This is a genomic window from Streptomyces yamdrokensis, from assembly GCF_053890455.1.
Genome location: NZ_CM132679.1, coordinates 1,699,991 through 1,722,873, shown reverse-complemented (window position 1 = coordinate 1,722,873; position 22,883 = coordinate 1,699,991). Strand labels below are relative to the sequence as shown.

The following is a 22,883-nucleotide window of genomic DNA, read 5'->3' as shown; positions in this document are numbered from 1 at the left end:
TGTACGCCCTACGGGCGGAAGCGCAGGATCTGCGGGTCGTGGTCGCTGATCTGGTCGTGGAACTCGCTGTTGAGATGCACGCTGTCGTACGTGAACGCCCCGCCGCGGCGGATCGACGGGCTGATCAGGATCTGGTCCAGAACCTGGCTGTTGCCCTGGTAGACGTATGAGTAACGCTCGCTCCTCGGCAGGGACCTGACCGCCGACCAGAGAGTGCCCCGGCCCTCGAGGATCTTCGTCGTCGTGGAGAACTCGAAGTCGTTGATGTCGCCGAGGACGACGACGTCCGCGTTCTTCTGGGCGGCGAGGACCTTCGCGGCGAAGTCGTGGACCTCCTTCGCCTGGAGGTGGCGCTGCTTCTCCGAGCCGCGCGACGGCGGCTGGTACTGCGACGTCAGGGCCTGGTCGCCGCCCTTGGAGGCGAAGTGGTTGGCGACCACGACCACCGTGCGGCCGCGGAAGACGAACTCGCCGGCCAGCGGCTTGCGGCTGTCCTCGAACGCCTCGGACCGAGGGGCGACGCGGCCGGGGGAGACCGTCAGGGCCGCCTTGCCACGCACCTTGGTGACGCCGGTGGCCGTCGTGGCGTCGCCGCCCGCGCGGTCGGTGAAGGAGACCCGGTCCGGGTTGAAGAGGAACACCTGGCGGATGTTGCCGCCCGGCTCGCCGCCGTCGGTCTTGTCGGCCGGGTCGATCCCGCGCCAGTCGTAGCGCGGGCCGCCCGCCGCCTCGATCGCGTCGATCAGCTTCGTCACCGTCAGGTCGGCGGTGACCGTGCCGTCGTCGGTGGCACCGTTGTCGTCCTGGATCTCCTCCAGGGACACGATGTCGGGCGACTTCAGGTTGCCCACGATCGCCTCGGCGTGCGCGGCGAACGTGTCGTCGGACGGGTCGAGGTTCTCCACGTTGTACGTGGCGACCGCCAGTTCGCCGGAGCGCTGCGCGCGGGTGGACTCGCGCCGCAGGTTCCCGCTCTCGAGCGTGCCGAGTTCGCCGGCCACCAGCGTGTAGCCGCCGTACTGGTTGAAGTCCAGCGGCCCCGCGGTGGTGCCGGCGAGGGTGTCGCCGACGTTGGCATCGGGGAAGTCCGCGGCCCGGCCCAGGGACTGGATCTGCAGACGCCCGGTGTTCTGGGCGTGGTAGGAGCCGTAGACCGTGCCGCCGCGGTGGTTGCGGTTCTCCCGCGGCTTCACCGTGACCCAGAGCTCGGTGTACGGGTCGGTGGCACCGACCACGCGGGTGTCGGAGACCTGGACGTTCATTCCCTCGAGGGACTCGTAGAAGTCCAGGGCGTAGCGGCCCGGGCGCAGCGGCAGGGCGTTGACCGAGCCGTTCGCCGCGGTGTCCCCGGCCGGGGTGTAGGCGGCGGGGACCGACCCGGCGTCGATCCTGGTGGCGGCCGGGACCGGATTGCCGCCGGAGACGACGGTGAACGTGGCGCGGGTGATCTCCGTCAGCGACTGGTTGCCGGAGGACGTGCCGCCGGGGACGTACTCCGTGACCGTGCCGGAGACCGTGACGGCATCGCCCACGGCGACCCCCTGCGGGGTCGAACCCGTGTGGACGAAGACGCCCTCACTGGTGGCCGGGTCGGCGTCCGGGGCCGGATCCTGGATCCAGAATCCGCGGGACGAGCCGTAGGTGCGGATGCCTGTGACGATTCCGGCCACATCGGTGACCTGCTGCCCGACGTAGGGAGACATCCGGGTGTCGCCCTGGATGTCGTGGATGCGCACGGACTGCGCGTGCGCGGGCGAGGTGAGGACGATCGTGGACGCCGCGCACACGGCGGCGACGGTGAGCGCGGCGAGACGCGCGGACGGCTTGCTCGGCAACGGATTCCCTCCGGGAATGTGATGAGTGCCGGGACGAGGGGAAGAACGTGCGACGTGCTGGGACGGCGGGAGCGGTCCGGGCCGGTGGGACCGAGGGGACGTGTGAGGCGGGTCGGGCAGGTGTGACGCGCGTAGAGGGTGCGGTCCCGTGAGCCCTGCGGGTACCCCCAGGATGCCTCTGTGAAAGGCGTCCATGGGCGGATCCCACTCCGGTGGACAACTGTCCGCCGACTTCTACGCGCGTCAATCTCCAGCCTGGCCGGGCCACTTGTCAAGGTTTCAGCCATGTACAGGGGCTGAAGCAGAGGTGAAGCGGGCGGCTTGGGTGGAAATCCGTCTAGGCTGAGCGGCTGAGTCGTAGAAGGCGCCGAGGTCAGGACCTGGGTCTTTCCGGAGGAGAACAGCCGATGTCAGACAGCTCCATGCCGCCGGCGCGGCTGCACCCCGAAGCGGAGCTGGCGCGCGAAGCGCTGTCCACGCCGCTGCTGTCCCGGGCCGCCCGGCTCGCCCGCTGGACCGGGCCCGGAACACGGGTCGACGCCGGCGGCGGACTCGTCGACGAGCAGCTGCCCGCGGCGGCCGAGGTGCTCGGGCTGAGCGGCGAGGACGCCACCGCCGACGCCAGTGCCGCATGGCGCGTCGCCGTGGACGCCGGGCTCGTCGACGTCGTCGACGAGGAGGAGGGCACCGTCACCGCGGGCGCCGACCTGGCGCTGCTCACCGGTGGCTCGCCGCAGGACGTCCTCGCCGTGTGGCTCGCCGCTCTGGAGACGGTGCTCGCCGACGCGAGCGTGCCCGACCTGGACGGGCTCGTCGACGCGCTCGCCACCGGGGACGGCTCCGGCGAACTCGACCTCTCCTCGGTCGACTGGGACCCCGACGCCGAGGCGGAGTTCCTCGACGGGGTCCTCGGCAACCTGTATCTCCTGACCGCCGGTGAGACGGGGCCCGTCGGCCCGCCGGTGCCGCTGCCCGCGCTGGCCGCCTCCGTGATCGTCCCCGACGACCTGCCGGAGCCCACCGACGACGTGCTCCAGCAGGTCTCCGACGCGATGATGCGGCTGGACGACCGGTTCCGCCTGCTGGAACCGGCCGGACTCGTGGAGTACCAGCCGGTCGACGAGGCGCTGCTGGCCGAGGGGGGCGAGGAGCCCGCGCCGCCCCAGGACGACACCGACGTCACCCGCTACGGCGTGGTGCGGCTGACCCCACTCGGCCTGTACGGGCTGCGTGCCCGCCTGCTGGAGGCCGGGTTCGACGCCCCGGCGGTCGGGGACCTCACGGACAAGGGCGCCGACGCGCTGCTCGACGGCACCTCCCTGTTCCCGCCGGCGGCGGCCCACGCGGAGACCGAGCAGTGGCTCGCCCGCCGTGAACCCCTCGCCGCGGCCCGGGAGCTGCTGGCCGCCGCGCGCGGCACCGACGAGAACGCGCCGCTGCGGCGGCTGCAGTGCCAGCAGGCGCTGTCGCTGGTCGGTGTCTCGGCCGAGCCCGCCCTGCGCGAGGTGCTCGACGACGCGGAACTCGGCGGGCTGGCCCGGGTGTGGCTGACCGAGCACGGGGCGACGGACGTACCGCCGCCCTCCGAGGCCATGATCTTCTGGCTGACCATCGACACGGTGGCCGCACAGCTCTCGGCCGAGGGCCACTCCGAGGAACTGCAGGCCCTGGTGGAGGGCCTGGCCCGCCAGCACAGCGGCTTCTTCGCCACCGCCTGGCGGGTGGAGCACCCTGCCACGGCGGACGTGCTGGAGGCGATGGGGCGGCTGCACCCGGACAGGGCGATCGCCAAGGCCGCACGTAAGGCCGCCTTCAAGGCGCGTTCGCAGAAGGGTGGTTGACCCTCGGGAGGGGGCTGACCGGCCGGGCGGATGCCTCGCGCCGGTCGCCGGGCAGGGCGGGCGGCCGCGCGTGACCTGCCGAAGGGGCCGCGGGCGGCCCACCGACGTGTTCGCGCGGGCCCACCGACGTGTTCGCGCGGGCCCACCGACGTGGCCGCGCGCGGTTCACCGAAGCGGCCGCCGGGGAGCCCCGCGGAGTTCAGCCGGTGTTCAGGCACGGGCGGAAGCGTGACGGTGAACGAGGCCTGACCCGTCACCCCCGCACGGCAACCCACCGTCACAGGAGGCTTCATGCCGCTCACCCGCAGGGACTTCGCCAGGACATCCGCGGTCGCCGGCGCCGGTGTCGCACTGGTGGGCAGCGTAGGCGCCCTCGCCTCAGCCCCGGGCGCCCTCGCGTCCCACGACGCCGAGAGCGCGGGTCAGGAGCGGGAGGCGGACCGGCAGCCCCACCCCATGGTCGGTTACGGCCCCCTGGTCCCGGACCCGGCCGGCATCCTCGCCCTGCCGGCCGGCTTCACCTACCGAACCCTCACGTACACCGGGAAGACCCGGCTGGAGTCCGGCGAGTACACCCCCTCCGACCACGACGGCACCGCCGCCTTCGACGGTCCCCGCGGTACCACCCTGCTGGTCAACAACCACGAGATCGACGGCCCGCGCGACGAGGCGGAGCACCCGGTCCCACTCACCGAGGGTCTGGTCTACGACCCGGGCGCGCCCGGCGGCTGCACGGTCGTCGAGGTGCGTCCCGACGGCAGCGTCGCCGAGTGGGTCGGCATCGCGGGCACCGCCAACAACTGCGCGGGCGGCAGCACCCCCTGGGGCACCTGGCTCACCTGCGAGGAGAACTCCGACCGGGCCGGCGAGAACGGCATGACCAAGGACCACGGCTACGTCTTCGAGGTCGACCCCGCCGACCGGCGTGCCAACCGGGATCCCAAGCCCCTGAAGTTCTTCGGCCGGTACGACCACGAGGCCGTCGTCATCGACCCGGGGCGCGGCCACGCCTACCTCACCGAGGACGCCGACGAACCCAACGGCCTGTTCTTCCGCTGGACCCCGCCGAAGGACTTCCGCCACGGCCCCGGCAGGTTCCGCACCCTCGCGGACGACGCGGGCGTCCTCCAGGCGCCCAAGTGCTACGACTCCGGCGGCCGGTTCGTCGACGACTTCTCCCGCGCCACCCGGACCGGCACGGTGTACGGCGTCGACTGGGTGGACGTGCCCGACCGCGACGCGCAGTCCCTCTCCGTGCGCGAGCAGTTCGGGGCCGGCGAGATCACCCGCGGCCGCAAGCTGGAGGGCATGTGGTGGGGCGACGGCGGGGCGTACTTCGTCTCCTCGTACGCCCGTGAGGAGAGCCCGGGCCGGCACGACGGGCAGGTCTGGTTCTACGACCCGCGGCGTCGCACCATGACCCTCAAGGTCCTGCTCGGCGTGAACCCCGATCCTTCCAGGGACGGCGCCTTCGACGGCCCCGACAACATCACCGTCTCCCCGTACGGCGGCCTGGTCATCGCCGAGGACGGCGACGGCGTGCAGCACCTGTTCGGCGCCACCGACAGTGGACGCACCTACCCCATCGCCCGCAACGACCTGAACATCGGCACGGAACGGGAGCCGGAGTTCAGCGAGTTCACCGGCGTCACCTTCTCGCCCGACGGGAAGACCCTGTACGCCAACATCCAGGAACCGGGCATCATGCTCGCCATCACGGGCCCCTGGAAGCGCCAGAAGCGCGACTGAACCCGCGGCACGGAACCATTCCGCCGGGCCCGGCCCGCGGCCGCCCCGAGCACGACGGGGCAGGTGAACGGCCGCGGGAGACGGGGTGGAGCAAGTGTCCGGCACGACGCGGGCCCGCGGAGGTGAGCCGTCGCCGGCACGCGGGGAACCGGCGGGTCCGGTTCCCCGCGGCGGTGGCCCGTGCGGCGCGCCTTCCGGGTGATCGCGCCGCCGCGGGGGACAAGGCCGGTGCCGTCGGCGGATGGCGCCAAGCCCTGCTCGGACACTCGTCGGCGACGCTCGTTGCTAGCTTGGACGGATGGAATCCAAGCAGGTGGCGCGCACGAGTTACCACCACGGAGCGCTTCGGCAAGCGCTGATCGACGGTGCCAGAGACATCCTGGCCGAGCGGGGGCACGAGCAGTTCAGCCTCAACGAGGTGGCGCGCCGGGCCGGTGTGAGCACTTCCGCGCCGTACCGCCACTTCGACGGCCGGGACGAACTGCTGGAGGCCGTGGCGGCAGACGGCTACGCGACGCTGTACCAGTACCTCGGACAGACGGCGGCCGGCGCCAGTGATCCGGGGGAGCGGCTGCTGCGGCTGGGCGGGGCGTATGTGCGGTTCGCGCAGGAGCATCCTGGACTGTTCGTGACGATGTTCCGCAGTCCCTCCAAAGGCGCACCGGTCTCGGCCGGGATGGATTCCTTCGAGATCCTCCGGTGTGCCGTCGCCGAAGCCCAGCAGGCGCAACTGCTCTCCACCGTCCCGTCGGCGGAGCTGCTGGCCAGGTCCGTATGGGCCACCCTGCACGGGCTTGCCGTCCTGAGCCTGCGAGGGCTGACCGAACGGTTCGCCATGGATGTGCCACCCGAGGAACTCGCCGGCGACACGCTGTCGGCGCTGCTCGGCCTCTGACACCGGTACAAAGACCGCAGGGTTTCGGCTCCCGTGACCCCGGGGCGTGGCCCGGACCTCGGCCGACCGTATGTGAACGCTGCTAACATTGATGTATGTTAGTGGCGCTCACATACGAGTGACAGCCAAGAGAGCCGGGAGTTCGTATGGTCGCCGTCCCACCACCCGCAGAATCCAAGCCCCGCCGGCCATCGAGCCGGGGGCGGTGGAGCCGGGTCTGGGTCACCCTCTCGTCGGTGGCGATCGCCGGCTACTTCTCCGGTCAGTACGCGCAGGGCAAGCTGGACGATCTGGGCCGGCGGGAAGTGGGGCTGGCTGCCGACTACGCCTCCCAGGCATGGCCGATTCAGCTGACGTTCTACCTGCACATCGTCTTCGCCGGACTGGCACTGGCCCTGGGGCCGTGGCAGTTCGCACGGCGCATCCGCGCCCGCCGTCGGGCGCTGCACCGGTGGACGGGGCGGGCGTACCTGGTCGGCGTCGGCCTCGGTGCGTTGACCGGCTTCATCATGTCGATGTTCAGCACGGTGGGGATGCTGGGGTTCTTCGGGTTCGGTTCGCTGTCCGCGGTGTGGGGCTGGACGGCCTGGCGGGCGTACAGGACGATCCGCGCGCGTGACGTCCGCAGCCATCAGGCCTGGGTGATCAGGAACTTCGCACTCACCTACGCCGCGGTGACGCTGCGTCTGTGGTTCGGCATGCTGGTCCTTGTGCAGATCCCGTTCATGGACGACTCGGACTCGCTCGAAAGCGTCATGACCAACGCCTACTCGCCGCTGGCCTTCCTGTGCTGGCTTCCGAACCTGGTCATCGCCGAGTTCATGATCCGCCGCCGCGGCCTGCCCGCCCTCCATCTCACGACCGCCCACCCGTGAGCAGATCACGCGGATCGCGCGGAACACCGGCCGGCTCATCGGCGTACGCCGGGAACCGAACAGGACGTGGGACTGGACGAGCGCTACCACACGGGCACCCACGAGATCCCACGGGATCCCCGAGGGGGCGACGCCGGAGGCGGTGCGGCTCGCCGCCCGCACCGAGGGGGTGGTCACCGACCCGGTGTACGAGGGCAGGCCGACGGCCGGACTCGTCGACCTGGTGTCCCGCGGCGGGACCGGCCGCGAGCCCACCGTCCCCCACGCCCGTCCGGACGGGCGGCCGGCGCCGAACGCGTACAGCGCGCTGTTCCGACCGCCCCGGGCCCTCGGTAGGGTACGGAGAGGGCTGCCGGGGTCGGGGGGAAGGGCTGAGGGCTGATGGCGCAGGTCAGAGCCATGCGGGCGGACGCCAGGCGCAATCACGCGCGGCTGCTGGAAGTGGCCGTCGAGGCGTTCGCCACTTATGGCGAGGGCGCCTCGCTCGACGACATAGCCAAGCGGGCAGGGGTCGGCTCCGGCACGCTCTACCGGCACTTCCCCACGCGCCGGGCGCTGCTGGAGGCCGTCTACGTCGGCCGCATCGACGCGATCGCCGCGCGCGCCGGCGAACTCGCCGAACGGCTGCCGCCCGGTGAGGCGCTGACCGAGTGGCTGTACGAACTCGGTACCGGGATGATCCGGATCCGAGGTCTGCGGGCCCTGCTGGGCTCCGCCGTCGGCGGCGGCGGGGGTGAGGGCGGCGTCGGTGGCGACGGTGGTCGGGCCGGCGACACCACCGACTGCTGCGAGCCCTTGAAGGGCGCGGTGGCGCGGCTGGTCGGTGCAGCCCAGGAGGCGGGGACGCTGCGCCGGGACATCGAGCCGGTCGACGTGCTGCGCCTGGCCCACGGGGTCGCCACGGCCTCCGAACTGGCGGACGGGAAGGGGGAGCACATCCGCCGGTACCTGGGGCTGCTGACGGAGGGCCTGCGGCCGCCGCCGCAGCCGCCGCGGCTGCCGTAGCAGGCGGGTCCGGGTGCGCCCCTGCCCTCGGGCACACCCGGACCGGGAAGTGCTCTACAGCGCCTGGGCGGCCGGTTTGACCATGCCCCTGACCGTGCGGGACTTCACGAAGTCGCCCATCGCGGTCATCTCCCACTCGCCGGAGAACTGGCGGATCAGTTTCGCCATCATCACGCCCGTCTGCGGTTCGGCGGAGGTGAGGTCGAAGCGCACCAGTTCCTCGCCGGTGGCGGCGTCCAGGAGGCGGCAGTACGCCTTGGCGACCTCGGTGAACTTCTGGCCGGAGAACGAGTTCACCGTGAAGACCAGGCCGGAGACGTCCTGGGGGAGGCGGCCGAGATCGACCGTGATCGTCTCGTCGTCCCCGCCGCCCTCGCCCGTGAGGTTGTCACCGGAGTGCTTGACCGCGCCGTTCACGATCTGGAGCTTGCCGAAGTAGCAGCTGTCGATGTGGTTGCGCTGCGGGCCGTACGCGATGACCGAGGCGTCGAGGTCGATGTCCTTGCCCCGGTACGCGGGCTCCCAGCCGAGGCCCATCCGGACCTGCGAGAGCAGCGGCCGGCCGCCCTTCATCAGGGAGACGGTCTGGTTCTTCTGGAGGCTGACCCGGCCCTTGTCCAGGTTGATCTTCCCGGTGCCCGGCGCGGCGGCGGACGGCGCCGGGGGCGCGGCGGGTGCGGGCGGAGCCTGCGGGGCGGCCACCGGCGGGGCCGGGGGCGCCGGCGGAGGGGGAGTGGCCGGCTGCGCCGCAGCGGCGGGCCGGGCGGGTGCGGCCGGTTCCTCGACCGTGACGCCGAAGTCGGTCGCGATGCCGGCCAGGCCGTTGGAGTAGCCCTGGCCGACCGCGCGGGCCTTCCAGGCGCCGTTGCGCAGATAGACCTCGACGATCACCAGGGCGGTCTCGTCGCCGAGGCGCGGGGGAGTGAAGGTGGCCAGGACCGCGTTGTCGTCCGCGCTCCGGATGGTGGCGGTCGGTTCGATGCCCTGGAACGTCTGGCCCTGGGCGTCGGGGCTCGCGGTGACGACGATCTTCTCGATGCCGGGCGGGACGGCCGTGGTGTCGATCGTGATGGCGTCCGGAGCGCTGCCGCCGCCGGAGCGGTAGGTCACGCCGGGGCCCGCGGGCTGGTTGTAGAAGATGAAGTCGTCGTCGGAGCGCACCTTGCCGTCGGCGGTGAGCAGCAGGCCCGATACGTCGAGCCGCACCGGGGCGGCGACGTCCACCGTCACGCGGGCGGTGGGAAGAGGGATGTTCGAGCCGGGGGTCATAGCTGTCATGCCGGGTGAACGAGCGGGGGCGTTTTGCCGTTCCCTTACCTGTGCCCCGTTCGGCGCAGTCGGTTTCCGGCCGCTCGGCGGCCCGGTCAGCGGCGGTTGCGGGGGTGGTCGCGGGCGGTGCGTTCGTTGCCGTGCTTGTAGTCGCCGGTCCAGCGGGCCATGACGAGCTGGGGGTCGCCGGTGGCGGTGACCTCGCTGAGGAAACGGGCGGCCCGGTCGCCGTTCAGAACGGTCGCGGGGCGGTTGTGGTGGGTGATGCGCACACTGCCGTTGGCGTGGGCCTCGTGGGCGAAGCCGTGGGGTCGGGGCATGCGGAGATGGTACGGCGGTGGGGGCGGGGCGCCCAGGGGTTTTCGTCCTCACCGCCCCTGCCCTCCCCGGCCCTGGGAGCCGCGCCCCCAGGGCCGCCTCTTCCTACGGCACGACCACGATCTTCCTGCCGATCCCCGCCGCGAACTGCTCCAGCGCCTGCGGGTACCGGTCCAGCGGGATGCGGTCGCTGATGAAGACCTCGGGGTCCAGCACGCCGTTCGCGAAGAGTTCCGCCGCCCGTTCGTAGCTGTGCAGGACGGCCATCGATCCCGTGATCGTGATCTCCTGGTTGTAGATGCGGTACGGGTCGATCGTCACGCGGGTCGCGTAGTCGGCCACGCCGAACTGCAGGAAGGTGCCCGCCTTGGACACGCGGTCCAGGCCGTCCTGGATCGCCGCCGCGTTGCCCGTGGCGTCGATGACGAGGTCCCAGCCCTGGGGCCGGTCCAGTTCGTCAGGGTTCGCCGCCGAGGCGGAGACGCCCAGCTGCCGGGCGGTCTCCAGCCGGGCCGGGTTCAGATCCACCATGTCCACGCTCGCCGCGCCGGTCCGCTTGGCCAGCTCCAGCATCATCAGGCCCATGGTCCCGGAGCCGTAGATCAGGACGTGCGCGCCGAGGCGGGACTGCAGGACGTCGTAGCCGCGCACCGCGCAGGAGAGCGGCTCGATCAGGGCCGCGTCCTGGGTACGGACGTGCTCGGGCAGTTTGACGCAGTTCGCCACCGGGGCCACCGCGTACTGGGCCGCCCCGCCCGCCGCGGTGACACCGATCGCCGCCCAGCGCTCGCACAGGTTGTTGTGGCCGGTGCGGCAGTAGCGGCACTCGTAGCAGTACAGGGAGGGGTCCACGGCGACCCGGTCGCCGAGCGACACCTCGGTGACCCGGGAGCCGACGCCGACCACCTCGCCGGCGAACTCGTGTCCCGGCACGATCGGCAGTTCGGGAGCGAACTCGCCCTGCAGGATGTGCAGGTCCGTGCCGCACAGCCCGCAGGCCGCGACCTCGACGACGACCTCGCGGGGCCCTGGCGTCGGGTCCGGGACCTCGGCGACGACGGCCCGGCCCACGGACTCGATGACGGCGGCCTTCATTTCACGGCTCCCAACGACAGGCCCTGGACGAGTTTGTCCTGGGCGGCGAACCCCGCGGCGAGCACCGGCAGGGAGATGACGAGCGACGCGGCGCACACCTTGGCCAGGAACAGGCCCTGGCTGGTGATGAAGCCGGTCAGGAAGACGGGGGCGGTCTCGGCGACCACACCCGTCAGGACCCGGGCGAACAGCAGTTCGTTCCAGCTGAAGATGAAGCAGATCAGGGCCGTCGCCGCGATGCCGGGCAGCGCCATCGGGGCGATGATGCGGGCCAGCACCGTCGGCAGCCGGGCCCCGTCGATCTGGGCGGCCTCGATCACCGCGACCGGTATCTCCGAGAGGAACGAGTGCATCATCCACACGGCGATCGGCAGGTTCATGGAGGTGTAGAGCAGGACGAGCAGCCAGATGTTGTCGAGCATCCCGGCGTTCTTGGCGAACAGGTAGAGCGGCAGCAGGCCCGCCACGACCGGCAGCATCTTGGTGGAGAGGAAGAAGAACAGGACGTCCGTCCACCGCTTCACCGGCCGGATGGACAGGGCGTACGCCGCCGGGAGCGCGAGCAGCAGGACCAGGATCATCGAGGCCACGGACGCCACCGTCGAGTTGATCAGCGACGGCCAGGGGCTCGCGCCACCGCCCGCGCCGAAGAACTCCCGGTAGCCGTCCAGGGTGAGGGCGGCGGTGAACGACGGCGGGTTGGTGGCCGCGTCCTCCTCGGAGTGGAAGGACGTCAGCGCCATCCAGGCGATCGGCAGGAAGAAGACGATGCCGGCCAGCCAGGCCACCAGGCCGAGCCCCGCTCCCTTGCGGATCCGGGTCCGCGGCCGGCCGCGGTCGGGTGCAGCGATGGTGCTCATGCGCGGGACGCCTCCTCGCGGAACAGGGACGACACGACGCGCAGGGCGAAGGTCGCGATGATGATCGAGCCGATGACCACCAGGACACCGGCGGCCGAGGCCAGACCGTTCTCGTGGGCCTGGTAGAAGGTCTGGTACACGGTGTACGGAAGGTTGGCGGTGCCCAGGCCGCCGGACGTGATCGTGAAGACCGCGTCGAAGTTCTGCACGATGTAGATCGACCCGAGCAGGGCGCCCAGTTCGAGGTAGCGGCGCAGGTGGGGCAGGGTCAGATGGCGGAAGATCTGCCAGTCGCCGGCGCCGTCCACCCGGGCCGCCTCGATCTGCTCCTGGTCCCGGCTCTGCAGGCCGGCGAGCAGGATCAGCATCATGAACGGCGTCCACTGCCACACCAGCGCGGCCTCCACCGCGAGCAGCGGCGTGTCGGAGATCCAGTCGGGCTGCGGGCCGCCGACGTAGTGCAGCAGACCGTTGAACAGGCCGTACTCGGGGTTGTAGAGGACGTGCTTCCACAGCAGGGCCGCCGCCACCGGCACCACCAGGAACGGGGCGATGAGCAGGGTGCGGACGATGCCCCGGCCGCGGAACTTCCGGTCGAGGAGCAGGGCGAGGAGCAGTCCGAGGACCAGGCTGGTGAGGACGACCGCCACCGTCAGCAGGATCGTCGTCCACACCGACTGGCGCAGGTCGGAGTCGCCGAGGACCTCCCCGTAGTTCGCGAAGCCGGCGAACTCCCGGGCATCGGGGTAGAGGGAGTTCCAGTCGAAGAAGGAGATCACCAGCGTCGCCACGAAGGGCAGCTGGGTCACCGCGATCATGAAGATCAGGGCGGGCAGCAGCGGGGCCCTGGTGGCCCATCCGCGCAGCCGGTCGGAGCGCCGTTTGCCGCTGGGGCGGAGGTCCGGGGCGGCCACGGGGGCCGTTGTCGTGGCGGTCATCGGCCCTCGTACTCCTCTGAGATCTCTTCGGCGAGCTGCTGGGACTTCTTCAGGGCCGACTCGACGGACTGGCGTCCGGCGATGGCCGCGCTGATCTCCTGGGAGACCTGGGTGCCGAGGTCCGTGAACTCGGGGATGCCGACGAACTGGATGCCGGGCGCGGGCCGCGGCTGCACACCCGGGTCGTCCGGACGGGCCTGTTCGATGGCCTTCCTGGTCATCTCCTGGAAGGCCGCGGCCTCCGCGCGGTAGTCCGGGTTCTCGTAGGTGGAGGCGCGCTTGCCGGCCGGGATGTTGGACCAGCCGATCTCGTCGCCGACCAGCTGCTCGTACTCCTTGCTGGAGGCCCACGAGACGAACTTCCAGGCGTTGTCCGGGTTCCGGGAGGCGTTCTGGATGCCCCAGGCCCAGGTGTAGAGCCAGCCGGCCGACTCCGTCTTCTCCACGGGAGCGGGGGCGTAGCCCATCTTGCCCTTGACGGGGGAGTTGGCGGACTCCAGGGAGCCGGCCGCGGACGTGGCGTCGTACCACATCGCGGTCTTGCCCTGGGTGGTGTTGTTCAGGCACTCGGCGAAGCCGGACTGGGCGGCGCCGGCCTCGCCGTGCTCGCGCACCAGGTCGACATAGAACTTCACCGCCTCCTGCCACTCCGGGGAGTCCAGGCGGGCGTTCCAGTCCTCGTCGAACCAGGTACCGCCGAAGGTGTTCACCACGGTCGTCAGCGGTGCCATGACCTCGCCCCAGCCGGGCAGACCGCGCAGGCAGATGCCCTTCATACCGGGCTCGGCCCCGTCGAGCTTCGCCGCGATCTCGCCCACCTCCTGCCAGGTGGGGTTGGCGGGCATCGTCAGGCCCTCCCGCTCGAGGAGGTCCTTGCGGTACATCAGGAACGACGACTCGCCGTAGAAGGGCTGGCCGTAGAGCTTGTCGTCGTCCCCGGTGAGGGACTGGCGCATCGGTTTGAGTACGTCCTGCTCGTCGTAGTCGGGGTCCTCGTCGACGTAGGAGTCCATCTCCTTGAGCCAGCCGTTGCGGGCGTAGATCGGGATCTCGTAGTTGGACAGGGTGGCGACGTCGTACTGGCCGGCCTGGTTGGCGAAGTCCTGGCTGATCTTGTCGCGGACGTCGTTCTCCGGCAGCACGGTGAAGTTCACCTTGATGCCGGTGTCCTTGGTGAAGTGCGCGGCGGTGAGCTTCTGCAGCTCCACCATCTGGGGGTTGTTGACCATCAGGACGTTGATGGCGTCACCGCCTGATCCGGCCCCGCCTGCTCCGACCCAGCAGCCGGAGAGCAGCGGGGCGAGCAGCGTCCCTGCGGCGACCGCGGCGAGTGTGGCTCGCGGCGGCCTCCGACGGCTCTGGGTTCGCATGGATCGCTCCTGGACGTATAGGGAGGTACCGGGCGCGGCCTGGGGCGGCTCTGCCCGTGGGGAAGTGGAACCTTGTGCTGTGAATCGCTGAGCTGGTGGACAGATGAGCTGGTGAATCGGTGTTGTGGTGCGGTGGTGTCGTGGTGCGGTGGGGTCCGACGGGTCGTCGTCGGTCAGACGCGGATGACCTGGGGGCCCAGCAGGGAGTAGCGGTGGGCCTCGGCCGCCGGAAGCAGCGTGCTGGTGACGATCGCCTCCAGTGCGCCGACGTCGGCGAACCGGCAGAAGCTGACCGCCCCGAACTTGCTGTGGACGCCCGCGAACACCACCCGGCGCGAGGACCGCACCGCCTGTGCCTTGACCTCGCTGACCGCCGGGTCGGGCGTGGTCAGACCGTGTTCGCGCGAGATGCCGTTGGCGCCGATGAACGCCAGGTCGATGACGAAACCGGAGAGCATCCTCGTCGTCCAGTGGTCGACGGTGGCGAGGGTGCCGGAGCGGACCCGGCCGCCGAGCAGCAGGACGGACACGGTGCCGGTCTCGGCGAGCGCGCCCGCGACCGGCAGGGAGGCGGTGACCACGGTCAGTGCCCGGTCCCGGGGCAGTGCCTCGGCGATGAGCTGCGGGGTGAAGCCCTCGTCGACGAACACCGTCTCCGCGTCGCCGAGCAGCTCGGCCGCCGCGTTCGCGACCCGCCGCTTCTCGGCCACATGGCTGGTGGCGCGGAAGGCGAGCGTGGTCTCGAAGGCGGCGCTCTCCACGGGATAGGCGCCGCCGTGGGTGCGGCGCACCAGGCCGTGGTCCTCCAGAGCGCGCAGATCCCGCCGTACGGTCTCCTTGGCCACGCCCAGATCGGCGGCGAGCGCTGTCACGTCGACCGAGCCGGTGGCGCGCGCCACCCGCACGATCTCGCGCTGGCGCTCCTCGGCCGTTCTGTCGCTCATGGCCGCACACCTGCTTCCTGCGTTGGTTGCCCGTTCGGGCCCCGTGAGGGCCTGCAGGAAGTTGTACAGCGGGTGTGCGGAGCTGACCAGGCCTGTTGCGTGACCGGTCCTGCCCGTTTGTGCCCGTTCGGCTCGGGAGGTGCCCGCCCGGGACCTGGGCGGGGGGCGGACAGGGGCGGGGAAGCGGGCATCGCGGATGCCCGAATGCGGCGGCGGGCGGGCCCGTTCGGTGCCCGCCCGCCGCCGTGGACGTCGATTTTCCGCCGTGACCGCGCCGCCGGTGCCGTCAGTACGGCCAGATCGGCGGGTCGGTGACGAAGTGCCCGCCGAGGCGTGCCTGTGCCGGGTCGGCCGGGTCCAGTTCGCCCTGCTCGGCGACGAGCTTCGCGGCGAACGGCTCGGAGTCGTCCCGCGGGTCGTAGCCGAGGGCGCGCGCGGAGGTGAGGTCCCACCACAGCCGGGTGTTGTCGGACGAGCCGTGGACGACCGTGTGGCCGACGCCCTCGGCGGTCAGGGCCGCGTGGAGGAGACGGGCGCCGTCGGCGGGACTCATCCACACCGAGAGCATCCGCACGCTGGTCGGCTCGGGGAAGCAGGAGCCGATGCGTACGGAGACGGTCTCCAGTCCGTGCTTGTCCCAGTACAGCTGGGCGAGATCCTCGCCGAAGCACTTGGACAGACCGTAGAAGGTGTCCGGGCGGCGCGGGGTGTCGACGGGGATAAGAGGGTCGTCGCCCTGAGGGCGCGGGGTGTATCCGACGGCGTGGTTGGAGGAGGCGAAGACGATGCGCCCCACGCCCTCCTCGCGCGCGGCCTCGTACAGGTGGTAGGTGCCCTCGATGTTCGCCGCGAGTATCTTCTCGAACGGGGCTTCCAGGGAGATGCCCGCGAGATGGATGATCGCGTCGACCCCGCGGACCGCCTCGCGCACGGCCTCCCGGTCGGCCAGATCCGCGACGACCGCGTCCGGCTCGCCCTCGACCGGCCGCAGGTCGAGCAGACGCAGTTCGTAGCCGTAGTCCGGGAGCAGGCCCCGCATCAGGGTGCCGAGGCCGCCGGCGGCGCCGGTGAGCAGGACGGTGCGGGGAGCGGGCATCGAGGATCTCCTTGCGTCACCGGCCGTGCATGTGCGCGCACGGCATTCATATGCGTGGACACGGTAAGGAGGTGTCCCGCCGCCCGTCAAGTATCCCCCACCCTCCCGTGGGCTGGGAGAATCGATCGGCGTGTGACGGGTCGGCGTGCTTGACCGGTGTCCTGGGGGCGCTCTAGCGTGACACCGTTCAGAGATGTAGACGTCAATCAAGAATATGGACCTGGGAGAGCTTGTGACGCCAGCCCCTCTCGCCGCCCGACTCGGCATCCCCAGCGGACCGCTGTTCTTCCCGGTCACCGCCTACGGCCCCGACGGCTCCGTCGACCTCGAGACCTACCGGCTCCATGTGCGCGGCGGGATCGAGGCCGGTGCCGCCGCCGTCTTCGCCTGCTGCGGCACCGGGGAGTTCCACGCCCTGACACCCGAGGAGTTCGAGGCGTGCGTGCGGGTCGCCGTCGAGGCGGCCGACGGACGTGTCCCGGTCGTCGCGGGCGCCGGGTACGGCACCGGCCTCGCGGTGCGCTGGGCCAGGATCGCCGAGCGGGCCGGGGCGGACGGGCTGCTCGCCATGCCGCCCTACCTGGTGCGGGCCGGCCAGGCGGGACTGGTCCGGCACTACCGCGAACTCGCCGCGGCGACCGCCCTCCCGGTGATCGTCTACCAGCGCGACAACGCGCTGTTCACGCCCGAGGGCGTGGTCGACCTGGCCCGCACCGAGGGGATCATCGGCCTCAAGGACGGCCACGGCGACCTCGACCACATGCAGCGGATCGTCAGTGCCGTACGCACCGAAGTCCCCGGCGAGTTCCTGTACTTCAACGGGCTGCCCACCGCCGAACAGACCCAGCTCGCCTACCGCGCCCTCGGCATCACCCTCTACTCGTCCGCGGTGTTCTGCTTCGTCCCCGAGATCGCCCTCGCCTGTCACCAGGCCCTGCACACCGGTGACCGGGCCACCGTGGACCGCCTGCTCGACGGCTTCTACCGGCCCTTCGTCGAACTGCGCGACCAGGGCCGGGGATACGCCGTCTCCCTGGTCAAGGCCGGAGTGCGGCTGCGCGGCCTGGACGTGGGCGGGGTCCGGCCGCCGCTCGACGAACCGGCCGGGGATCATGTCAAGCGGCTCGCTCGGCTGATCGAGCGGGGACTCGCACTGATCGAGGAGGCCAAGTGAGGGCATCGGCGTTCGTCTACCCCTGGGACGTCAACGGGGATCCAAAGGCTCCCGCGCGGATCGCCGGGCTCGGTGTGGCGCAGGTGACGCTCGCCTCCGCCTACCACTCCACGCGCGCGCTGACTCCCCGTCACCCGCGCCACCGTGTCGTCACCGCCGAGCACGCGGCCGTGCTCTACCCGCCCGGCGCCCACTGGGCCGGCCGCGCCCCGCGCCCGTACCCGTCCGGCGACTGGGCCCCCGGCGACGCCTTCGGCGAGGCCGCCGACGCGCTCGCGGCCGTCGGCCTGCAGGTGCACACCTGGGTCGTGCTCGCGCACAACTCCCGCCTCGGCGCCGACCATCCGGACACCTCGGTCGTCAACGCCTACGGCGACCGCTACCCCTGGGCCCCCTGCATCGCGCAGCCCGCCACGCGCGCCTACCTCACCGCCCTGGCCGCGGAGGCCGCGGTACGGCCCGGGGCGAGCGGCACCGAACTGGAGTCCCTCGGCTGGTACGGCCTCGCCCACCTGCACGCCCACGACAAGACCGCCGGCGTCGGCCTGGGCGACGCCGGGCAGTACCTGATGTCCCTGTGCTTCTGCCCGTCCTGCCGCGAGGGCTACGGGGCCCAGGACCTGGACGCCGGTGAACTGGCCGCGACCGTACGGGCCGCCCTGGAACCGGTGTGGCGGGGGGCGCCCTCCGACGGAGGCTGGGCGGGAGTGGGCAGGCTCCTCGGCGAGGACACGGCGACCGCCACGCGCGCGTGGCGCGACGCGACGGCCCGCACGCTCCAGGAGGCGGCGGTCCTGGCGGTACGCGACGCGGCCCCCGAGGACTTCCAGGTCCTGCTGCACGCGGACCCGGTCTCCTACCACTGCGGCGCCAACGCCGGCGTCGACCCCGCGCACATCCTCTCCGTCGCCGACGGCGTGGTCGTCCCCTGCACGGGAAGTCCCGCCTCGCTGACCCCGTTCGCGCAGGAGGCGCGGGGGGCGGGGGAGGCGCGGGCGAACCGTCCGGGCGCGGTCCTCGCCGCCAACTTCACCGTCGTCTCCGGCATGGGCGGCAGCCCCGCCACCCTCGCCGCGGACGCGACCGAGGCCCGCCGCCTCGGCGCGACGGAACTGCGGCTGTATCACGCGGGGCTGGCCTCGGACGGCGATCTGGAGCAGGTGAGCGGGGCACTCGCCGCCCTCTGAGGCGATGAGTTCCGGGGCCGGGGCCGGTCCACCCTCCAGGAGCCGAACCGCCGGCGGCGCCGTGCCCGGTCCCGCCCGGGTCCGGGCACGCGGTGCCGCGAGGGGAAACGTGAGGAGCACCCCATGACCGACCCGACCCCGACCCCGACCCCGACCCTCGACCTCGGACCGCAGACGCGGATCGTGGCACGTCTCGCCGAGGCCGTCACCGACGAGCAGCTGACGGCCGGGACACCTTGCCCGAAGTACGAGGTGCGCCACCTGCTGGGCCACCTCGCCGGACTGTGCGTCGCCTTCCGTGACGCGGGGCGCAGGAACTTCGGCGCCACCACCGACACCAGCCCCGACGCCGTCCTGCCGGAGCTCGCCCCCGGCTGGCGCGAGGACCTGCCCGTGGTGCTCGGCGAACTCGCCGAGGCGTGGCGGGACCCCGCGGCCCGGACCGGCATGACCAGGGCCGGAGGTGTCGACCTGCCCGGCGAGGTGGCCGGAGCCGTGGCGGCCGACGAACTGGTGATCCACGGCTGGGACCTGGCCCGCGCCACCGGCCAGGACTACGCCCCCGACCCCGCCGCACTGGCGGCCGTGCACGCCTTTCTCCTCGCCGCCGCGGCGGAACCCGGCCGGAACGGTGGCGAGGGCGTCTTCGGTCCCGTCGTGCCCGTACCGTCCGACGCCCCGCTGCTGGACCGGACGGTGGGGCTGAGCGGCCGCGATCCGGGATGGACGCCCAGGACCTGACCGGGAGATCTCCCGAGCGGCCGGGCACCCGGGCAGGACGGGTGCCCGGCCGCCGCGGGTGCCCGGCCGGTGCGCGCGCGGTGACGGAAACCTGAACTTCCTTTGTCGGAAGCATTGACGAAACTCCGGACCGCTCTTAGTTTCATCGCGTCGTACTTCGTACGTCATATATGAGACGCGATACGCGAGATTCCGAGAGGCGCGCATGACCTCTGTGCCCATGCCGATCCCCTCCCGCACGCAGTACGTGCTGGAAGAGATCAAACGACGCATCCTCACCGGCCGGCTCACGCCGGGCCAGGCTCTGGTCGAGACCGAACTCGCGGCGCAGTTCGGGGTGTCCAAGACCCCGGTGCGGGAGGCGCTCAAGACCCTGGCCGGCACCGGACTGGTCGTGATGAGCCAGTACAAGGGCGTCACGGTGCGCATGGTCGACGCGGACATGGCACGCGAGGTCTACGACGTGCGGCTGCTCCTCGAACCCGAGGCGCTGCGGCGCGCCGTCCGCCGGGGCGCCTCCCTGGACGCCGCCCGCGACGCGCTGACGCGGGCCGACGAGGCCACCGACACAGCCGAACGCTCCCTGACCAACCGCGAGTTCCACCGCGCCCTGTACCTGCCGTGCGGCAACCCGCTGCTCAGCCGGATGCTCGACGAGGTCCGCGACCAGGCCGCACTCGTCTCCGCCGTCGCCTGGGCCGCCGACCCCTCCTGGGAGCGGGAGGCGAGCGAGCACCGCGAGATCCTGCGGCTCGCCCTGGCGGGCGACGCGGCCGGCGCGGCGCGCGCCCTGCACGCGCACATCGCCTCCTTCGTGCGCCGGGCCTTCCCCGGCGCGGAACTCGGAATCGAGGAAGGCCTGGGGACCCGGGGAGCCCAGGACATCCTCGAGACCACGGACAACCCCGAAGCCACGGCCGCCCCGGCAGCCCAGAAAGAGGACGGTCAGGCATGACGACGACGTTCGAGACCCAGCGGGCGGCCCTGGCCGACGTGGTGGCGATCCCGGTGACCCCGTTCGCCGAGGACGGCTCCGTCGACCCGGCCGGATACCGGGCCCTGCTGCGCCGCCTCCTCGACGCCGGCATCACCACCCTGACGCCCAACGGAAACACCGGCGAGTTCTACGCCCTCACCCCAGAGGAGCGGCGCACGGTCACCGAGCTGACCCTCGAGGAGACCGGCGACGGCTCGTCCGTCCTGGTCGGCGTGGGACACGACGTGCCGACCGCCGTCGCCTCCGCACGGCACGCCCGTGACCTCGGCGCGCGGATGGTGATGGTGCACCAGCCCGTTCACCCCTACGTCTCCCAGAGCGGCTGGGTCGACTACCACCGCGCCATCGCCGAGGCCGTGCCCGGCCTGGGCGTCGTCCCCTACATCCGCAACCCCCAGCTCACCGGCGCCCGTCTCGCCGAACTCGCCGACTCCTGCCCCAACGTCATCGGCGTGAAGTACGCCGTGCCGGACGCGGCGAAGTTCGCCGCCTTCGCGCGGGACGCCGGCATCGAGCGGTTCGTGTGGGTCGCCGGGCTCGCCGAGCCGTACGCCCCCTCCTACTTCTCGGCGGGCGCCACCGGCTTCACCTCCGGCCTGGTCAACGTCGCCCCGTCGGTGTCGCTCAACATGATCGGGGCGCTCAGATCGGGTGACTACGCGAGTGCCATGAAGGTCTGGGAGCAGATCCGGCGCTTCGAGGAACTGCGCGCCGCCAACGGCTCCGCCAACAACGTCACCGTCGTCAAGGAGGCCCTCGCCTCCCTCGGCCTGTGCCGCCGCGAGGTCCGCCCGCCGAGCAGGCCGCTGCCCGAGGACGAGCGGGCCGAGGTCGCCGCGATAGCCGCGGGGTGGTCCGTGTGAGCACCCCGGCGAGCACACCGAGGAAGCGGCCCGAGGAGCTGCGCAGCCACCAGTGGTACGGCACGGACGGGCTGCGTTCCTTCAGCCACCGCGCCCGCACCCGCCAGCTCGGCTACCTGCCCGAGGAGCACCTGGGCAAGCCCGTCGTCGCGATCCTCAACACCTGGTCCGACATCAACCCCTGCCACGTCCACCTGCGCGACCGCGCGCAGGCCGTGAAGCGCGGGGTGTGGCAGGCGGGCGGCTTCCCGCTCGAGTTCCCGGTCTCCACGCTCAGCGAGACCTTCCAGAAGCCGACCCCGATGCTCTACCGCAACCTCCTCGCCATGGAGACCGAGGAACTGCTGCGCTCCTACCCCGTCGACGGGGCCGTGCTGATGGGCGGCTGCGACAAGTCCACGCCCGCCCTGCTCATGGGCGCGGCCAGCGCCGACCTGCCGACGGTGTTCGTGCCGGCCGGACCCATGCTGCCGGGACACTGGCGCAACGAGGTGCTCGGCTCCGGCACCGACATGTGGAAGTACTGGGACGACAAGCGGGCCGGTGTCATCGGCGACTGCGAGATGCAGGAACTGGAGAGCGGCCTGGCCCGCTCGCCCGGCCACTGCATGACCATGGGCACGGCGTCCACACTGACCGCCGCCGCCGAGGCCCTCGGCGTCACGATCCCGGGCGCCTCCAGCATCCCGGCCGTCGACTCCGGGCACGACCGGATGGCCGCCGCGGCCGGGCTGCGCATCGTCGAACTGGTCCACCGGGACCGGAAACTGAGCGACATCCTCACCGCGGACGCCTTCGAGGACGCGGTGACGACCGTCCTGGGCCTCGGCGGCTCCACCAACGCCGTGATCCACCTGATCGCCATGGCCGGCCGCGCGGGCGTCGCCCTGACCCTCGACGACTTCGACCGCATCGCCCGCACCGTCCCGGTGCTCGCCAACGTACGGCCCGGCGGGCAGACGTACCTGATGGAGGACTTCCACTTCGCGGGAGGTCTGCCCGGTTTCCTCTCCCGGATCGAGGACCTGCTCCACCTGGAGAGGCCCACCGTCTCCCACGACACCCTGCGCGAGCAGATCGCCGGCGCGCAGGTGCACCACGACGACGTCATCCGGCCCCGGGACAAGCCCGTCGCCGACGAGGGCGGGGTCGCCGTCCTGCGCGGCAACCTCTGCCCCGACGGCGCCGTCATCAAGCACATCGCGGCCGAACCGCACCTGCTCAAACACACCGGCCCCGCCGTCGTCTTCGACGACTACCGGACCATGCAGCGCACCATCAACGACCCGGACCTGGGCATCACCGCCGACCACGTGCTCGTGCTGCGCAACTCCGGCCCCAAGGGCGGGCCCGGCATGCCCGAGTACGGCATGCTGCCCCTGCCCGACCACCTGCTCAGGCAGGGGGTGCGGGACATGGTGCGGATCTCCGACGCCCGGATGAGCGGCACGAGCTACGGCACCTGCGTGCTGCACATCGCCCCCGAGTCGTACGTCGGCGGACCGCTGGCCCTCGTACGCACCGGGGACCTGATCACCCTCGACGTCGAACGCCGGCTGCTCCGGCTCGAGATCGACGACGAGGAGCTGGAACGGCGCAGGGCCGCATGGACGCCCCCGCCCGCACGGTACGAGCGCGGATACGGAGCGCTCTACAACGAGCAGGTCACCCAGGCCGACACCGGCTGCGACTTCGAGTTCCTCGCCCGGCCGGGCACGGTGCAGGACCCCTACGCGGGCTGACCGCGAGCACCACCCCCGTACAGCGCGGTCCGGCCCCGGACCGCGTGGACACCCGCAGACCTGAGAAGAAAGCGCTTCACCCCCGCACC

Annotated in this window: 20 protein-coding genes and 1 pseudogene; 12 read left to right on the top strand and 9 right to left on the bottom strand. The window is 71.8% G+C overall.

Annotation, left to right across the window (positions count from 1 at the left end):
* Positions 1-8: 8 nt before the first annotated feature.
* Positions 9-1,835 (bottom strand): endonuclease/exonuclease/phosphatase family protein, encoded by a 1,827-nt coding sequence (locus ACWZEH_RS07105; RefSeq protein ID WP_456196629.1) that lies wholly within the window; start codon positions 1,833-1,835, stop codon positions 9-11.
* A gap of 407 nt (positions 1,836-2,242) precedes the next feature.
* Between ACWZEH_RS07105 and ACWZEH_RS07100 the strand changes: the two genes are divergently transcribed.
* From ACWZEH_RS07100 to ACWZEH_RS07075, 6 genes and pseudogenes are all read left to right on the top strand, one after another.
* Entirely contained in the window at positions 2,243-3,676 is a 1,434-nt protein-coding gene (locus ACWZEH_RS07100; RefSeq protein ID WP_456196628.1) for a hypothetical protein, read from the top strand.
* A gap of 291 nt (positions 3,677-3,967) precedes the next feature.
* Positions 3,968-5,425, top strand: a complete 1,458-nt coding sequence (locus ACWZEH_RS07095; RefSeq protein ID WP_456196627.1) for an alkaline phosphatase PhoX — start codon at positions 3,968-3,970, stop codon at positions 5,423-5,425.
* Positions 5,426-5,723: 298 nt separating this feature from the next.
* Complete coding sequence (locus ACWZEH_RS07090; protein ID WP_456196625.1) at positions 5,724-6,320, top strand: TetR/AcrR family transcriptional regulator; 597 nt, start codon at positions 5,724-5,726, stop codon at positions 6,318-6,320.
* Between the two features lie 146 nt (positions 6,321-6,466).
* Entirely contained in the window at positions 6,467-7,195 is a 729-nt protein-coding gene (locus ACWZEH_RS07085; RefSeq protein WP_456196623.1) for a DUF2306 domain-containing protein, read from the top strand.
* Positions 7,188-7,508, top strand: a pseudogene (locus tag ACWZEH_RS07080) (1-aminocyclopropane-1-carboxylate deaminase); the annotation flags it as partial. The gene ACWZEH_RS07085 and the pseudogene ACWZEH_RS07080, both read left to right, overlap by 8 nt.
* 68 nt (positions 7,509-7,576) lie before the next feature.
* Positions 7,577-8,200, top strand: a complete 624-nt coding sequence (locus tag ACWZEH_RS07075) for a TetR/AcrR family transcriptional regulator (RefSeq protein ID WP_456196622.1) — start codon at positions 7,577-7,579, stop codon at positions 8,198-8,200.
* 54 nt (positions 8,201-8,254) lie between these two features.
* On the opposite strand, the gene ACWZEH_RS07070 is transcribed toward ACWZEH_RS07075, so the two are convergent.
* The 8 genes from ACWZEH_RS07070 to ACWZEH_RS07035 all read right to left on the bottom strand — a co-directional run bounded on the left by ACWZEH_RS07070 (position 8,255) and on the right by ACWZEH_RS07035 (position 16,090).
* On the bottom strand, positions 8,255-9,469 hold the full coding sequence (locus ACWZEH_RS07070) for a TerD family protein (protein ID WP_456199477.1): 1,215 nt from the start codon (positions 9,467-9,469) through the stop codon (positions 8,255-8,257).
* Between the two features lie 95 nt (positions 9,470-9,564).
* Entirely contained in the window at positions 9,565-9,789 is a 225-nt protein-coding gene (locus tag ACWZEH_RS07065) for a hypothetical protein (RefSeq protein WP_456196620.1), read from the bottom strand.
* A 103-nt stretch (positions 9,790-9,892) separates the two neighbouring features.
* Complete coding sequence (locus ACWZEH_RS07060; protein WP_456196618.1) at positions 9,893-10,882, bottom strand: zinc-dependent alcohol dehydrogenase family protein; 990 nt, start codon at positions 10,880-10,882, stop codon at positions 9,893-9,895.
* The gene (locus ACWZEH_RS07055) at positions 10,879-11,742 is read right to left on the bottom strand and encodes a carbohydrate ABC transporter permease (protein WP_456196617.1); all 864 of its coding nucleotides are present in this window, start codon (positions 11,740-11,742) and stop codon (positions 10,879-10,881) included. The genes ACWZEH_RS07060 and ACWZEH_RS07055 overlap by 4 nt, the downstream gene beginning before the upstream one ends.
* Positions 11,739-12,680 (bottom strand): carbohydrate ABC transporter permease, encoded by a 942-nt coding sequence (locus tag ACWZEH_RS07050; RefSeq protein ID WP_456196615.1) that lies wholly within the window; start codon positions 12,678-12,680, stop codon positions 11,739-11,741. The genes ACWZEH_RS07055 and ACWZEH_RS07050 overlap by 4 nt, the downstream gene beginning before the upstream one ends.
* Positions 12,677-14,050, bottom strand: a complete 1,374-nt coding sequence (locus ACWZEH_RS07045) for an ABC transporter substrate-binding protein (protein WP_456196613.1) — start codon at positions 14,048-14,050, stop codon at positions 12,677-12,679. The genes ACWZEH_RS07050 and ACWZEH_RS07045 overlap by 4 nt, the downstream gene beginning before the upstream one ends.
* Before the next feature lie 173 nt (positions 14,051-14,223).
* Positions 14,224-14,994 carry a DeoR/GlpR family DNA-binding transcription regulator gene (locus ACWZEH_RS07040; protein WP_456196611.1) on the bottom strand — a complete coding sequence of 257 codons (771 nt, stop codon included), beginning with the start codon at positions 14,992-14,994 and terminating at the stop codon, positions 14,224-14,226.
* A gap of 286 nt (positions 14,995-15,280) precedes the next feature.
* On the bottom strand, positions 15,281-16,090 hold the full coding sequence (locus ACWZEH_RS07035) for an NAD-dependent epimerase/dehydratase family protein (protein ID WP_456196609.1): 810 nt from the start codon (positions 16,088-16,090) through the stop codon (positions 15,281-15,283).
* 232 nt (positions 16,091-16,322) lie between these two features.
* On the opposite strand from ACWZEH_RS07035, the gene ACWZEH_RS07030 reads away from it, so the two are divergent.
* From ACWZEH_RS07030 to araD, 6 genes are all read left to right on the top strand, one after another.
* Positions 16,323-17,264 (top strand): 5-dehydro-4-deoxyglucarate dehydratase, encoded by a 942-nt coding sequence (locus tag ACWZEH_RS07030; RefSeq protein ID WP_456196607.1) that lies wholly within the window; start codon positions 16,323-16,325, stop codon positions 17,262-17,264.
* Positions 17,261-18,451 carry a hypothetical protein gene (locus tag ACWZEH_RS07025; protein WP_456196605.1) on the top strand — a complete coding sequence of 397 codons (1,191 nt, stop codon included), beginning with the start codon at positions 17,261-17,263 and terminating at the stop codon, positions 18,449-18,451. Before ACWZEH_RS07030 ends, ACWZEH_RS07025 begins: the two co-directional genes overlap by 4 nt.
* Before the next feature lie 123 nt (positions 18,452-18,574).
* Positions 18,575-19,192, top strand: a complete 618-nt coding sequence (locus ACWZEH_RS07020) for a TIGR03086 family metal-binding protein (protein ID WP_456196603.1) — start codon at positions 18,575-18,577, stop codon at positions 19,190-19,192.
* Positions 19,193-19,397: 205 nt separating this feature from the next.
* Positions 19,398-20,147, top strand: coding sequence for a GntR family transcriptional regulator (locus tag ACWZEH_RS07015; protein ID WP_456196601.1), 750 nt, complete (start codon positions 19,398-19,400; stop codon positions 20,145-20,147).
* The gene (locus tag ACWZEH_RS07010; protein WP_456196599.1) at positions 20,144-21,052 is read left to right on the top strand and encodes a dihydrodipicolinate synthase family protein; all 909 of its coding nucleotides are present in this window, start codon (positions 20,144-20,146) and stop codon (positions 21,050-21,052) included. Before ACWZEH_RS07015 ends, ACWZEH_RS07010 begins: the two co-directional genes overlap by 4 nt.
* Positions 21,049-22,794 (top strand): L-arabinonate dehydratase, encoded by a 1,746-nt coding sequence (gene araD / locus ACWZEH_RS07005; RefSeq protein WP_456196597.1) that lies wholly within the window; start codon positions 21,049-21,051, stop codon positions 22,792-22,794. Before ACWZEH_RS07010 ends, araD begins: the two co-directional genes overlap by 4 nt.
* The last annotated feature ends 89 nt before the right edge of the window (positions 22,795-22,883 follow it).